The organism is Nitrospira sp. Nam80, assembly GCF_965152575.1.
Genome location: NZ_OZ224216.1, coordinates 4,270,870 through 4,284,335, shown reverse-complemented (window position 1 = coordinate 4,284,335; position 13,466 = coordinate 4,270,870). Strand labels below are relative to the sequence as shown.

Sequence of the window (13,466 nt, the reverse complement as noted above, 5' to 3'; positions counted from 1 at the left end):
GGCTTGGTAGTGGGTCAGCCCCACTACCAGAGGATTGCTGCATGGCCCGGTACTATCCGGCGGCGATCGACGGCGGCCGGCCGTACCAGGCACAAGGGAGATGGTGAACGATGAGAGTTCGGAAATTGCTTCACACGCGCATGCGGGTCAGCGACATGGATGAGACCATCGCATTTTACACCGATGTGCTCGGGCTCGAAGTGATGGAACGGAAGGTGTCCCCCCGAGGCTCGCATCTGGCTTTCCTAAAGGTGCCGAACAGCGAGGAATTGATTGAATTATGCAGTTTCGCTGCGAGCGGCCCGGTGAAGGTGCAGGAAGATCTGGTCCATCTGGCCTTCGAAGTCGAGAATCTGGACGCGACGATCGCCTCGCTCACCGACCGCCATATCAAGATCACCGACGGGCCGACCAGGACCTCTTCAGGAAGCCGATTCATTTTCATCGATGCGCCCGACGGGTATGAGATCGAGCTGATCGAACGGCCTCCGGGCACGGCGCTTGTGTAGCATCGTGAAGCGTCGCTTCGTATTTCATATCGCGTCAGTTGTGAAGCGGTGCTCGTATGACAGTCTCCGTCGCTCGTTTCACCAGGCTCATTCTAGTGGCCCGCCCATCAATTGTTTGTTTCTTTACGAATCTTTACGAACGATGATTCATGAGACGGTTTTCCCAAAGGAGCGCGCCAGATGAAAAACGGTTTCTTCAGGGGGCATGGATTGGGCAATGACTACATCGTCATGGATCCAAAGGAGTTGGGCTTCAAATTGACCCCGGCCGCAATCAGAACGATTTGCGATCGAAATTGGGGGCTCGGGAGCGATGGGATTCTGGCGCTCGTGCCGACCAAGAAGGCCGATTTCGGCTTGCGCATCTTCAACCCGGACGGAAGCGAGGCAGAAAAGTCCGGGAATGGATTGCGCATCTTTGCCCGCTATCTCCATGCGACCCGCAAGACGACGCGAACGACCTTCTCCGTGGATACAAAGGGAGGTCTCGTCTCGATCAGGTTGCATTTGGATCGGCATCGGGAGGCAGCTGCCGTCACGGTCGAAATGGGGCAGGCCAGTTTCCTGCCCGACGCCCTTCCTTGCACGCTCGCCGTTAAAGAATTAATTGAGCAGCCGATCGACGCGGGAGGGCAATCGCTCCGGTTCACGGGGGTGAGCGTCGGCAATCCGCATTGCGTCCTGTTCAAAGAGGCGGGCGAGTCCTGGTCGCGGACGGATCTCCTGGCCCTCGGACCGGCGCTTGAAAATCATCCGTTGTTTCCCAAGCGGACGAACGTGCAGTTGGCCGTGCCGACCGGTCCGCAAGAGATCTTTGTTCTCATTTGGGAGCGAGGGGCCGGTGAAACCCAAGCTTCCGGTTCGTCCTCATGCGCCGCCGCCAGCGCGGCCGTCCGACTGGGCCTCGTGCGCAGCCCTGTCACCGTCAGAATGCCCGGCGGGTCGCTCGACATCGAGGTTACCGCCGACTATTACCTCACAATGAAGGGACCGGTCGCGGAAGTGGCCCGAGGGACGCTCAGTCGCTCGTTTGTCCGAAACCTGAAATAAGGCGACTGCATCCACTCCTCGCGTCATGAACCGAAACGGCAGGAAAATGGAGGGCGGTTCCTGGTATCCTAACCCACATTATTCATGAACGATTCTACTGCAACTGCGCATACGCCGCTGCGACAAGCCTGGCCGTGGTTTGTACACGGCCAGGCGGGCGGGCTTGCCCCGCGCGGTGTCAACGTACTGGTTCAAGTACGCCTCGGCCTCTTGGCGCTCCGCGCGCCCGTCTCCCATGGTGTCTTCGCAGTTTCGTCACGAAGCGCCATGAATAATGCGGGCTAACGATGCATGGATCGACCTATGACGACCGACACGTTCCAATCCAAGCTCGACCACCTGTCCGATCAGCCGGGCGTGTATCTGTTCAAAGACCGGCAAGGAGAAATCCTCTATGTAGGGAAAGCGGTGGTCCTGGCGGATCGCGTCCGGTCGTATTTCCAGAAAGGCGGCGACTCGTCACCGAAAACCGCCTTGTTGGTGAGCCAGATCGCCGATCTGGAAACCATCGTCACCCGTTCGGCTCTGGAGGCGCTCATCCTCGAAAGCAACCTGATCAAACGGCATCGGCCTCGCTTCAACGTCGTCCTGCGGGACGACAAGCAATATCCCTATTTGCGTCTGCCGATTAAGGAAGACTTTCCCCGCTTCTCCATTGTGCGCCGGGTCCAGAAGGACGGCGCCTTATATTACGGACCCTATACGCCGGCCGGCGCGCTTCGTGAGACGTTGAAAGTCATCCGGAAGGTCTTTCCTCTCGCGACGTGCGAAATCGAAATCGACGGAACCGCGGACCGGGCTTGTATCGAGTTCGAAATCAAGCGGTGCATGGCGCCCTGCACCGGCAACCAGACTCGCGACGACTATCACCGGATTGTCAAGCAGGCGCGTCAATTTCTGGAAGGCCGGGACCGAGAGTTGCTCGATGAGTTACGCAGCCAGATGGAAGGGGCGGCGGATCGCGAGGAATTTGAAGAGGCGGCCCGCCTTAGGGACCGCATTTTCAAAATTGAACAGACGCTCGAGAAGCAGCGGATCACCCAAACGACCGCCAGCGACCAGGACGTTTTAGGCCTGGCCCGTCAGGGTGAGGCGGTGGATCTCCAGATCTTATTCGTGCGCAGCGGCCTGCTGATCGGACGGAAAGACTTCTTCTGGCCTCAGTCCGCGGATGCCGGCGATGAAGAACTGCTCCGGTCGGCGATCGAACAATTTTATAACAAGGAAGGTCAACCCCCGAAGGAACTGCTGGTGTCGGCGGAGCTGGCCGATGCGCCGCTCATCGAACAATGGCTGACGGAGAAGCGAGGAGAGACCGTCCGCGTCATTGCTCCGGAGCGAGGCCAGAAGCATCAATTGGTCCGGCTCGCGGAAGAGAACGCCGCGGCGGCGATCGCCGATCACCTACGCAACGAGGAATTGGATCGGCAGGCGACCGCCGAACTGAAGCGGCTCTTGCGATTGGATCATCCGCCTCGGCGGATAGAAGCCATGGATATTTCGAATATCATGGGCAAGGAATCGGTGGCTTCGCTGGTGGTCTGGGAGGACGGGCAGGCCAAGAAATCCGACTACCGCCGCTTTCGTATTCAAACGGTCGTGGGGGCCAACGACTTTGCCAGCATGCAGGAGGTCGTGGAGCGGCGATACGGGCATACGGAGGACCTCCCCGCGCCTGATCTGATTGTCATCGACGGGGGCTTGGGACAATTGGCTGCGGCCCTGGAAGGCTTGCGGAAAGTAGGCGGCTCTCACATCCCGATCATCGGATTGGCGAAGGCTCGCGGCGACAAGGAAGAGCGCATTTTTCTGCCCGGAAGAAAAAATTCGATTGTTCTTCGGCCCACGTCTCCTGTCACTCACTTGCTGCAACGGATTCGCGATGAAGCGCATCGGTTCGCCATTACGTACCATCGCAAGTTACGCGGCAAGGCGCTCATCTCGTCACGGCTTGATCACATCATCGGAGTCGGCGAAATCCGGCGCAATCGGCTGCTCCGGCACTTCGGTTCGCTTGATAAAATTGCGCAGGCGACAGAGGACGAGTTGAAGCAGGCAGGCCTCGATGCAAGAACCGCGCAGGAAGTCCGCAAAACAATGGCCGAATGAATGAGGAATGAGGAATCAGCGATTTGTATTCGCAATGCCCCTCATTCCTTCGTTCTTTTTCCGTTTCTCACTCCACATTTCTAATTCCACATTCCTCATTCACTCTGTACCTATACGGATACAGTGTGTATCTGTTTGTATCCATCTGAAAGCCCGCCGGCCGACTGTCTCATTATGAGGCGATCCGATCTTTCTTCTTGCTTTCATTGGGATGCGCCGATAGATTCCACTCCGTCCCTACGAGGTTTCCCCAGGCACGGGGATTGCTGCGGTGGCAGCGTATCGCCGCCGTCATTCCAGAGGAGGTTTCGTATGAGGGTCGTGGGTACACTCCTGCTGCTGCTTTTGACGGCGACCGGCTGCGCCACTCCTCCAGAAATCAAGCAAGCTCTCATCGCGAAGGATCAGGCCTACGCGAACAATGCGCGACTCATGGAAATCCACCGCGGGCTGCTGGTCAATATCGACACCCGCTATTGGTATTGGTACCGCTATGCGAAAAAACTGGCTCTCTTGAATGCGGCCCTCAAGTGGACGACGACGAATCCGTTGCCTTCGACAGGAGCGAGTGAGGAAAAGTATTTGGCAACTTACGTGCGTGAGCTTGTCGCCAAGGAAACAAAAGACAAGGAGCCGACATCAAAGGACATTTTCGAGTCCGCCAAGTCTGATCCCCTCATCAGGTTGATCAACAGGCTTCGTCTCAATGGATTACCGGAACGGAAGAGCGGCGACGGCGACCTCGTATTCGCGGCCGGCCATGCAGATATGAAGCAATTGATCCAAGCGATTCCGGAGCTGATCGACGTCATTCAGAAGAAGGTCGAAGCGGAGTTTAAGGAGGCCTACAAGACGACCGACTACCAGCCGTTCGATGAGTACCAAACTAACCTCGCCGGGCTGCGACGGATCAATGCGATTGTGGAACAGTACCTGGACATCGACGTAACAGTAAAGCCGGAAGATCTGAAGCAGCTTATCGACACGGCGAAGCAGCTACGGTAGAGAAGCCCTGCGCTTGGAGGAGATCCGCATGCCTATCGGACGCGTCCTGATTATCATTACGGTCATCCTGACCGGACAATACGGGTGCCATTCGATCCCCAGCAGTGCGATTCGAGATCTCATAAAAAAGGAAGGGACCAAAATCGACGCGGCCCAATCAAATAGCCGCCAATTCCATGAAGAAGCTCAAAGGCGCGTGGATCATCTCAAGTCTTCCATCGAGGATTTGAATCAAAGTATCAAACTGACCCAGGCCGCCGAGGCAAAACACTCTCTGATCACCTCTACCCCGCAGCCGGTGTTGAGCAAGACGGACGTCGAGGCCTGGGCCATTTCCTATCTCATCGCCAAGACCTACCTGGCGGAATATGAAGGCTTGGAACAGGCGGTGGTCAAACAATTTGACGACGATTTTTGCGCGTTGCTGGAGGCGGCCAACCAGGTCGAAGACTCATGGGCCGATCTGGGGAGGATCCACACCCTCATCGAGCGCTATGCCGACAAATCGGCATTGGCCTCTCTCGATCCCAAGTTGGTGGGCGCGATCGCCGAACAGGTGCCGGGAGCATCGGATCGACTTGCTCAAGTTCTTCAACAGTCGAGTACGCTCAATGACGCGCTCCAGGAAGCGATGACCTACCAATTCCTCAAGACGAGAACGCTTGAGCGAACCCGGTCCTTGACGGTGGAGCTCATGGACTTGCTGGAGCGCGTGAAGTAGGCGGCGGCGCATATGAAGCGGCACGGGGAGGCCTAGCTATGAGTATCCCGTTGAGCATGGAAGGAGTCACCAACTTTCTCAAGCAAAGTGACCAGCTTGTGTCCCAAATCAGGGATGCCGTCGAGATCGGTGAAGATCTTGGCAGCGAGGCGGGAAGATTATTCAGCAAGCTCGAGGTCGCTAAGCAAGACGCCCGCGAATTATTGAACGCATTGGGCCCGAACGTGAAATTTGTCGTCGCCAAATCAAGCGACGTCCGAGCACAGCAGCAATCCTTGCTGGCCGCCATCAACGAGATCAGTGAATCGATCCGCGATTTCCATGCCGATCCCGACTTGACGGCCCTTCAACTCTTGCACCGGTCGAAGTTGTATAAAAAGCTGGCCGATACTTTCACGACTACCGTGTCACAAGTCATTTCCTTCGAGCCGTTGGACATCGACGAATATGCCACGCTCGTGAAGCGAGCGGACCTCGATACCGATGAAAGGAAAAAGCTGGCGTTTATTCTTGACGGCGCCGTCGGATTGACGAAGTTTGCGGCCAAGGTGGCGATTAAATTGATCGCCTGAAAGCCCTCTCGTCCTCTCGGCTCCCGCAGCGGACCCCGCCAAGAGCTGGAGAGAGGATGGAAACGGGAACATGGATACAGTCGCGTGTCTTCTTCGATATGGCCTGATCGTGCCGGTGATAGTGCTGGCAGCGGGTTGTTCGCTCTTGACGAGCGGGCCACGCCCGCCTGAAGACATTCGCAGCCCGGAAACAAAGGTCGATAAACGGCCCCTTCCAATTTCAGCGCCGATGCCGGCTCGCCTTGAATTTGATGATCCCTCGGACGGTTCACGCGTGAAACCTAAGAACGTCATCGCGCTTCCCGATCCGGTCGTTTCACGCGGCCAAGACGCGGCCTCGCCGCATGTGGCGGAATTCGAGGCACGAGCAGCGGCGAATACCGCGGTCCGTGACCTGCTCGGGGAGCGCTATGCCTTGATCAGCCTGCATCCCGCGGACCCGCCGCACAAGTTTGATCTCGGATGCTGCTCCCCCGCCCCTCCTCTGCTGGAGGGCATGTTTTATAGTTACTCCAACGATGCGGCGGTAGAAGTCACCCTTCGCGGAGAACGGATCGTGTCGGTGCGGCAGCGAAAGGACTATCTCCCGCCGGAGAGTCGGGAGGAACTCGATCAAGCCGTTGAGCTGGCACGGAAAGACAATCGGATCGCTGCATCAATTCAAGGGCTCGAGGGACATGCGATCCTCATGCAGCCGGGCGACGGCATCATCTTCAACGATCCCGGATACGGGCATCGGGTGTTTTGGGTGACATTCTCTCAAGGAGTCAGTGGGAATCCCCACTATTGGGCCGTTGTCGATCTGAGTGAGCGAAAAGTCTTGAAGGCGGACAAAGAGGAGCCGCATCCATGAAGCTGTCTGTTTGCCTCGGTCTGGTTGTCATGCTCATGTGCATTCCGGCCGGCGGGTTCAGTTCGCATGCCGTCGCGGATGACATGTTCGGCAAGATTGAATTCGGCGGCTGGGCCTTCGACTGGGAGCTGAAGGACAATACCGGCCTCGCTCTTCGCAATGTCTTCTACCAAAAGGAAAAGGTCCTGGCGAAGGCTAGCATGCCGGTCATTCGGGTGAAATATATCAAAGAGCGGCATTGGTGGAATCCGTTTTCACTCGGAGGATCGCGAGCCGCGACGGGCCGCTGCGGACCATTTCAAGATCGGCTGAGCTGGACAAACAGCACGCCCATAGCGGATTGCGGCGGGAACAAAGTCTGCATCCAGTCCTACAATCAGAACGGAGTTCAATGGTTGGAACTCGGTATCTATGCCCGGATCGGTGAATACCATATCTATCAAGCCTGGTACCTGAACGAGAATGGTGAGATTCATCCGGTGGTGCATAGCCGAGGCCTGTCCTGCAATACCGACCACGTCCACCATCCCTATTGGCGATTCGATTTTGATATCGATGGAAATGGATTGGATCAGGTGTTTCGCCATGATGAAGGAGGAATGGAAGATACCGGATGGGGGCCTGGTTGGCATAAATATACGAACGAGCAAAACGATATCAGGCTGCCTGCGACCAACCGCGTCTGGTTTGTGCGCGATCAGCCCACGGGCCATGGCGTATGGATCATTCCGGGAACCGGCTATGCGCCGCTCAAAGACGACGGAGTTCGTGACGCATTCTCAGACATCGACGTTGCCATACGACGAAGTAAACGGACTGAGGATGAGCCCTGGCCATTTGGAGCCAGGGGCGAGCTCGCGTATGACGAGGATCATGATGGCGTGCAGGAACAAGATATTGTGTTTTGGTATACCGCCCACCTTCCGCATATGGCGGCGTTAGGGCCGTTGAAATGGTTGGCCATAGGGCCGATCATCCGTGTCCAGAGATAGTGGCGGAGTGTTATTACCCTGGCCGCATAGCCCTTATCCCCTAGAACGACCCTGGAGCGATCTCCCCTTCGATTCAGGCACAATAGTGCCTGAATAGGGCCGAATGGATCTAGCTATTCGGTTTGACGCAAGAGTACAATGCGCACGCTACGTAACAGATTGTACGGCACATCACCATGCGTTTCATCTTCACTATGAGGCTTCGTCACAACGAGAGGTAAGGCTATGACTTCAGATCCTCAACCTCTTACCTACCCATCAAAAAAAGAATTCGAGCGCTTGGGCGAGATCATGCATCTCGCCCGTTTTGTCGATAGTGCCGGCAAGCTATCGAGCTTGACTTCACTCCTGGGGAAGTGGGTGCCGCATCAATATGCCGCGTGCGGTGCTTTCAATATTCGGAAATGCCAATTATCGCTGGGGTATTCCTCGTACGGGCGAGAATTCGCGCATCTGTACCAGACCCAGGGTTTTCTCACGGACCCCTCAATTCAGACTCTTCAATCGACGCATGTGAGCATGACGTCGAGCGATGATGCCACTTCGCCGGAAGTTCCTCGGTCGGTCTTAGGGTTGAAGCTCGATTTTGGGATCAAGACATGCTTATCGGCAGGTGTTCGCGGAGCCCTCGGCATCTGCACCTATTTTGCCTTCAGCAATTTTGACAAGAAGGCGCAGGCGAGACTTCGAACGCTGCTCTATATCGTCGGTCCGCATTTCCATTTGGCGTATCTGAGAGCCACGACCCCGGTTTCGACACAACCACCCAGCGACGCAGCTCTTATGCTGACTCCTCGCGAAGAAGAGATCATCAAGTGGGTGGCCGAGGGCAAGACCAATTGGGAAATTTCCATGATCTTGCATGTCAGTTTGAACACGATTAAGTTCCATCTGAAAAATATCTACGATAAGTTAGGCGGGGTTGAAAACCGTTGGGACGCCATTGCACGCTGGCAGTGGTATTCAGCCGGTTTGATTTCCGAGCCTCATGTCCGCCATCATAGGGCCTCGTCCGACCAAAGTTCGTCGCTTCCACATTAGACGATTCCCCATCTCCAATTTCTTGGTCAAGGAAGGTCATGCGGGCGGTGGGCGCCCTGCCTACCGGGCATGCCGACCGTTCGGTTTCGCCGCCAACTTTGTCACGTTTCGCCGGCCGCTTGTCGTTTCAGGCTGACCGGCCGATCTCCCCCATCACCTACCCCAGCGGGTAGGTCCCCCGCTGCGTTCATTTTCGTATAGTCGCCACATCAACGGCCAGAATAAGCCGTACTCACGGAAGGAGAATGAGATGCTTACTACGGACTGCCATGCCACACATTCAACAGCAGTACACACTCTCGTCGGTCTCCTCCAGCATCGAAAAACACGCCGTTTCGGCTACGGCATGGAACTGCCGGCCGGTCCGCTTGCTTATCGGAGCAAGGTACCGCCCATGCCTTTGTCGGCGGAAGAAGTCCATCACATCTTATTCGCGGGGGTGGGGGAAACAGGTGTTCATCTCGGCGACATGCAATATGCCCGGCGCGCCGGCGCTGAGGATGGACAAGGTATGGCGATCATGGGATTTCAAGGACGAACCAGCCCGAGTGCCTGTGCGGCGAATGCGACCAAGCTTTTTATGTCAGACGACAACGGCCTCTATTTTGTTGACATGGTGCCGGTGCCGGGGACCGGTATGGCCCCCCGGCTCCTTCATCTGCAGGACGGCCGCCTTGATATTCCACGGGCGCTGCCCTTCATGCTCTCGTTTAACCAGTGGTATGCCAATCGTCCCGGCACGCTGTATCTCGTCCCGGTAACGAATGTATCGACCGTGTATTTGAATCTCCTATTTTCGCTGCTCAGCGATGAGTATGGATATTTCATTGTGGATACCGATCAGGGCAGTCGCAGTTGCGGACTGGACCGCTTCCGCCGATCTAAAGGAGGGCATTTGTACGACGATCCGGCAAAGCGGCGAACCATGACGCTGCGTGAGTTGGACACCGCGATCGCCGGCACCGCTCTCCAGGAACAAGGCGCCATCTGCCAAAATATGTTCTTGATGATACAGGCGATGGGCCTGGGCGGTGGTATTCACAGCGTCGGAAGCGGGCGGCATCTGCTCGGGTGGGAACCTGCAATGTGCCGCGGTCTCGGCTTCCACTTCGGCGCATCACCGGTGCCGGGTGTGCGATCGAATCCCGTCGGGCATCCCGAAGCTTGGCGGGGAGCGCTGCCGCCGTTCGTCTCCAGCATGACGGAATCCGTGCTGGATCTCCTTGCGTCGAAATTCGGTGCCGGTGGCAGTTATGGCCCCTCTCGCGCGCGGCCGTGGACAGGGGCGGCGGACGGCTTCATTGCCCCGCATGACGATCGGGCGGTCGAGGCCGTCATTGCCTTCTGCGACTACGTATACACCACCTACGGCCGTTTCCCCGCACATGAGGATGCATTCAAGACCGTGATCGCGTTTCAGGCGCATCATGTGGACGAAGAATTTTATGGCACATTTTATCCCAAAGACCCCTTGCCGCCGGCGCATCGCAACCATAGGACGGATTGGCATGCCGAAGAGCACTGGATTTATGACACAGAGGACTCAGCACACAAGGAGGGCATCCGATGAATACGAATGAAGCGCGCCGCGTCGTTGTCACGGGCCTCGGCATCGTATCTCCGTTAGGAAACGACCTCAAAACGTTTTGGCAATTGTTGAGTGATGGGGCGAGCGGAGTCCGGCCGCTCTCCTTGTTCGATACATCTCCGTTTTCCGCTTCGCTGGCCGCAGAAGTGACCGACTTCGATCCGACCGACTTTATTCCGGTCAAACAGGCTCGGCGGATGGGGCGGGTGTCCCAGTTCGCCGTCGCCTCCTCGCTGATGGCGGTTCGTGATGCGCATTTGGATTTTTCCGATAACGACCGGGCGGAGGCGGCCGTAAGCTTCGGCACATCCGTGGGCGGCTTAAAGGAAGCGTTCGAGGCGCATGACTCCATGATCCGCAAACGGTACCAGCACACCAATCCGTTTACGATGACGGCGACATTCCCGAATGCCGTGTCTTCCGAAGTCGCCATTGCGCTGGGCCTCCATGGTCGATCCGAGACGTATTCGGTCGGATGTTCGTCGACCGCCAATGCAATTGGGCGCGCATCCGAACTCATCAAGTCCGGCCTTACGGACATCGTCATCGCCGGAGGTTCCGAAGCGCCGCTGCATCCGACGATTTTTTCCGCGATGGACGCGGGACGTGTCCTGGCTCCGGACCACGAAGGAGCGATCCGCAATTTGCCGAGACCGTTCGATCGCACGCGCTGCGGGATCGTACTCGGGGAGGGAGCGGGTTGTGTTGTGTTGGAATCATTTGAACACGCTCGAGAACGCGGTGCCCGTATGTATGCGGAGCTGGAAGGGTGGCGCTTCACCTGCGACGCCTATTCGATGGCTAAGCCTCAAGAAACAGGGGCTGAACAGCGACGGGCCATCGAACTCACCCTCAATACCGCGAGCTGGTTTCCCGAGGAAGTGGACTATATCAACGCCTGCGGGCTCGGGACACGAGACCTGGACGCAATTGAAACGGGCGCCATCAAGATGGCCATGGGCGATTGCGCGTATCGTATCCCCGTCAGCTCCTTCAAGGGAGCGCTGGGCCATGCCTTTGCCGCCAGCGGGGCATTTCAAGTGGTCGGTACCGCGCTGGCCCTCGAGCAACAGTTCATTCCTCCCACGGTGAATCTTACCGAGCCGGATTCCGAGTGCGATTTGGATTACGTCGCCGGTGTGGGCCGTTCGGCCAACATGCGCCGGACCCTCATCAATAGTTTCGGCTTCGGTGGAAAGAACGTCGTGCTGGCGCTTTCGCGGGTGGACGCGGCAGTTGCGTATGGGGCGCTCATGGACAATGACTGGGCGGCTCATCCCAGCCACCAGTTTGCAGGTGTCTCTTAAGGGAAGAGAGCGGGACGGCGCCGGGCGGCGCCGTCCCGCTGCTAACTCACAATGCCGGTGCTTGATCGCGTTCAGGTGATCGCAAACAGCAGGAGGTCGTCATGGATAAGCCGATACCAAAGATCAGAAAACGGATTCTGTCTCCAAAAGGTTTTCCTCCTGGTACGCCGTACGGTCGGATGGCGGCGTTGCAAGCAGGGCAGCGATCGGATGCCCGCATGATCAAAGAACCGGAACCTACGTCTCTGTCAGAATGGAACAATACGATGACAAAACAATCTTCGAAGCCTGTACAGGTCTATATCGTTGACCCCCATGAAATTGTTCGCGTCGGTTTGCGCGCCTTACTGGAGTCGGACCCGGAATTCACGGTGGTCGGGGAGGCCACATCGAAACAACAGGCCATGGCGAATCTGGGCCGGCTCAAGCCGGACATCGTCATCTTGGATATCCGGCTGGAGGACGGAAGCGGCATCGAGGCGGCGCAGGATCTCATCAAGCTCCACGACAAAATGCGCATTCTCTTCTTATCCAACAGCCTCGAAGACCAGACGCTGCTGGCCGCCGTGGGATCCGGCGCGCATGGGTATGTTCTCCGAGACACGGGGACTGAAACGCTCTTACAAGCCCTTCGGACCGTCGCGCGGGGGAATGCCTATCTGGATCCGCGGGTGACGCACCATACCTTCGCCTATTTGCGCCGGATCGCCGCACAGCCGACGGAACGGAACAGGCCGCCGCTGTCGCCTCAGGAACAGCGTCTCCTGCCGTTGGTCGCTCAGGGAAAGACCAATAAGGAGATCGCCGCCGAGCTTGGGTTAAGCGATAAGACGGTCAAGAATTATTTGGCCAATGTGTACAATAAACTGCATATCACGAGACGCTCACAGGCGGCGGCCTTCTACTCGAAGCACTTCTCATGAGGCGCACAGCGGGTGAGGCATAATGAAATGAGAAATTGGGAACGAGGAACGTGGAGTTAAGAACAGGGAATTTGCAATGAGGTGAACGGCATTGGTGTTCTATTCGCCATATTCCTTCATCATGTCGGTGTAACGCCTGATGCTATGTCTGAACCCACATTCGTTGATTGACAGATGCGGCGCCACCCTCTAGGATACGCCCCCGTAAGGAGGATCATTCGCGAGCGTGAGTCAATCGTCGCATTCGGAATCCCCGCCCGTTATCCCGCTTTCCCGCACGGCCCAGCGAATCGAGCACGTATTCGAGACGATCGTTTTTGCAAGTCGCTGGATTCAAGCGCCTCTGTACGGAGGCCTCATCGTCGCGGAACTGCTCTATGCCTACAAGTTTCTTGTCGAACTGTGGGAGATGATTCACGGCCTTCGCGAATTGACCGAGACGGTATTCATGCTCGGCATTCTTTCGTTGATCGATATTACGATGGTGGCCAATCTCTTAACAATGGTCGTCATCGGGGGCTATGCGACGTTCGTCAGCAAGCTCGATCTGGAAACCCACCCGGATCGTCCGGATTGGCTGACTCATGTTGATCCGGGCACTATTAAGATCAAGCTCGCCGCCTCTCTGATCGGAATCTCAAGCATTCATCTCCTGAAGGCGTTTGTCAACGTCGCGAACGTGCCGGTCGAACACATCAAGTGGCAAATCTATATTCACCTCACGTTTTTGGGTTCGGCGATTCTCTTGGCCTATACGGACAAACTCATGCAGAAGGACAAGAAGCACTGAGCCGCA

General features: G+C 56.8%; 13 protein-coding genes. All 13 read left to right on the top strand.

The window, feature by feature from the left end; all coding sequences use genetic code 11:
* The first annotated feature begins 110 nt into the window (after nucleotides 1-110).
* The 13 genes from ACWGXE_RS20010 to ACWGXE_RS19950 all read left to right on the top strand — a co-directional run bounded on the left by ACWGXE_RS20010 (nucleotide 111) and on the right by ACWGXE_RS19950 (nucleotide 13,460).
* Nucleotides 111-509 carry a VOC family protein gene (locus tag ACWGXE_RS20010; protein WP_447599869.1) on the top strand — a complete coding sequence of 133 codons (399 nt, stop codon included), beginning with the start codon at nucleotides 111-113 and terminating at the stop codon, nucleotides 507-509.
* Between the two features lie 180 nt (nucleotides 510-689).
* On the top strand, nucleotides 690-1,559 hold the full coding sequence (dapF, locus tag ACWGXE_RS20005) for a diaminopimelate epimerase (protein WP_447599867.1): 870 nt from the start codon (nucleotides 690-692) through the stop codon (nucleotides 1,557-1,559).
* A 303-nt stretch (nucleotides 1,560-1,862) separates the two neighbouring features.
* Nucleotides 1,863-3,668, top strand: coding sequence for an excinuclease ABC subunit UvrC (gene uvrC, locus ACWGXE_RS20000; RefSeq protein WP_447599865.1), 1,806 nt, complete (start codon nucleotides 1,863-1,865; stop codon nucleotides 3,666-3,668).
* 312 nt (nucleotides 3,669-3,980) lie between these two features.
* Nucleotides 3,981-4,673: a hypothetical protein gene (locus ACWGXE_RS19995; RefSeq protein WP_447599864.1), complete on the top strand. Its 693-nt coding sequence runs from the start codon at nucleotides 3,981-3,983 to the stop codon at nucleotides 4,671-4,673.
* Nucleotides 4,674-4,701: 28 nt separating this feature from the next.
* Nucleotides 4,702-5,394 carry a hypothetical protein gene (locus tag ACWGXE_RS19990; RefSeq protein ID WP_447599862.1) on the top strand — a complete coding sequence of 231 codons (693 nt, stop codon included), beginning with the start codon at nucleotides 4,702-4,704 and terminating at the stop codon, nucleotides 5,392-5,394.
* A 38-nt stretch (nucleotides 5,395-5,432) separates the two neighbouring features.
* Nucleotides 5,433-5,966, top strand: coding sequence for a hypothetical protein (locus ACWGXE_RS19985; RefSeq protein WP_447599860.1), 534 nt, complete (start codon nucleotides 5,433-5,435; stop codon nucleotides 5,964-5,966).
* A 70-nt stretch (nucleotides 5,967-6,036) separates the two neighbouring features.
* Nucleotides 6,037-6,819 (top strand): hypothetical protein, encoded by a 783-nt coding sequence (locus tag ACWGXE_RS19980; RefSeq protein WP_447599859.1) that lies wholly within the window; start codon nucleotides 6,037-6,039, stop codon nucleotides 6,817-6,819.
* A complete protein-coding gene (locus ACWGXE_RS19975; protein WP_447599858.1) occupies nucleotides 6,816-7,811 on the top strand; it encodes a hypothetical protein in 996 nt (331 codons plus the stop codon). Before ACWGXE_RS19980 ends, ACWGXE_RS19975 begins: the two co-directional genes overlap by 4 nt.
* Before the next feature lie 225 nt (nucleotides 7,812-8,036).
* Nucleotides 8,037-8,852 carry a LuxR C-terminal-related transcriptional regulator gene (locus tag ACWGXE_RS19970; protein WP_447599857.1) on the top strand — a complete coding sequence of 272 codons (816 nt, stop codon included), beginning with the start codon at nucleotides 8,037-8,039 and terminating at the stop codon, nucleotides 8,850-8,852.
* Between the two features lie 250 nt (nucleotides 8,853-9,102).
* Nucleotides 9,103-10,422, top strand: coding sequence for a hypothetical protein (locus ACWGXE_RS19965; protein WP_447599856.1), 1,320 nt, complete (start codon nucleotides 9,103-9,105; stop codon nucleotides 10,420-10,422).
* Nucleotides 10,419-11,747: a beta-ketoacyl-[acyl-carrier-protein] synthase family protein gene (locus ACWGXE_RS19960; RefSeq protein ID WP_447599855.1), complete on the top strand. Its 1,329-nt coding sequence runs from the start codon at nucleotides 10,419-10,421 to the stop codon at nucleotides 11,745-11,747. The genes ACWGXE_RS19965 and ACWGXE_RS19960 overlap by 4 nt, the downstream gene beginning before the upstream one ends.
* A gap of 101 nt (nucleotides 11,748-11,848) precedes the next feature.
* On the top strand, nucleotides 11,849-12,670 hold the full coding sequence (locus ACWGXE_RS19955) for a response regulator (RefSeq protein WP_447599854.1): 822 nt from the start codon (nucleotides 11,849-11,851) through the stop codon (nucleotides 12,668-12,670).
* Between the two features lie 226 nt (nucleotides 12,671-12,896).
* Entirely contained in the window at nucleotides 12,897-13,460 is a 564-nt protein-coding gene (locus ACWGXE_RS19950) for a TIGR00645 family protein (RefSeq protein ID WP_447599853.1), read from the top strand.
* Nucleotides 13,461-13,466: the final 6 nt, after the last annotated feature.

What these genes read in the sequence shown, in the direction of transcription:
- ACWGXE_RS20010 (WP_447599869.1), top strand. Translation starts at nt 111, where the DNA reads ATGAGAGTTCGGAAATTGCTTCACACGCGCATGCGGGTCAGCGACATG.
- dapF (WP_447599867.1), top strand. Translation starts at nt 690, where the DNA reads ATGAAAAACGGTTTCTTCAGGGGGCATGGATTGGGCAATGACTACATC.
- uvrC (WP_447599865.1), top strand. Translation starts at nt 1,863, where the DNA reads ATGACGACCGACACGTTCCAATCCAAGCTCGACCACCTGTCCGATCAG.
- ACWGXE_RS19995 (WP_447599864.1), top strand. Translation starts at nt 3,981, where the DNA reads ATGAGGGTCGTGGGTACACTCCTGCTGCTGCTTTTGACGGCGACCGGC.
- ACWGXE_RS19990 (WP_447599862.1), top strand. Translation starts at nt 4,702, where the DNA reads ATGCCTATCGGACGCGTCCTGATTATCATTACGGTCATCCTGACCGGA.
- ACWGXE_RS19985 (WP_447599860.1), top strand. Translation starts at nt 5,433, where the DNA reads ATGAGTATCCCGTTGAGCATGGAAGGAGTCACCAACTTTCTCAAGCAA.
- ACWGXE_RS19980 (WP_447599859.1), top strand. Translation starts at nt 6,037, where the DNA reads ATGGATACAGTCGCGTGTCTTCTTCGATATGGCCTGATCGTGCCGGTG.
- ACWGXE_RS19975 (WP_447599858.1), top strand. Translation starts at nt 6,816, where the DNA reads ATGAAGCTGTCTGTTTGCCTCGGTCTGGTTGTCATGCTCATGTGCATT.
- ACWGXE_RS19970 (WP_447599857.1), top strand. Translation starts at nt 8,037, where the DNA reads ATGACTTCAGATCCTCAACCTCTTACCTACCCATCAAAAAAAGAATTC.
- ACWGXE_RS19965 (WP_447599856.1), top strand. Translation starts at nt 9,103, where the DNA reads ATGCTTACTACGGACTGCCATGCCACACATTCAACAGCAGTACACACT.
- ACWGXE_RS19960 (WP_447599855.1), top strand. Translation starts at nt 10,419, where the DNA reads ATGAATACGAATGAAGCGCGCCGCGTCGTTGTCACGGGCCTCGGCATC.
- ACWGXE_RS19955 (WP_447599854.1), top strand. Translation starts at nt 11,849, where the DNA reads ATGGATAAGCCGATACCAAAGATCAGAAAACGGATTCTGTCTCCAAAA.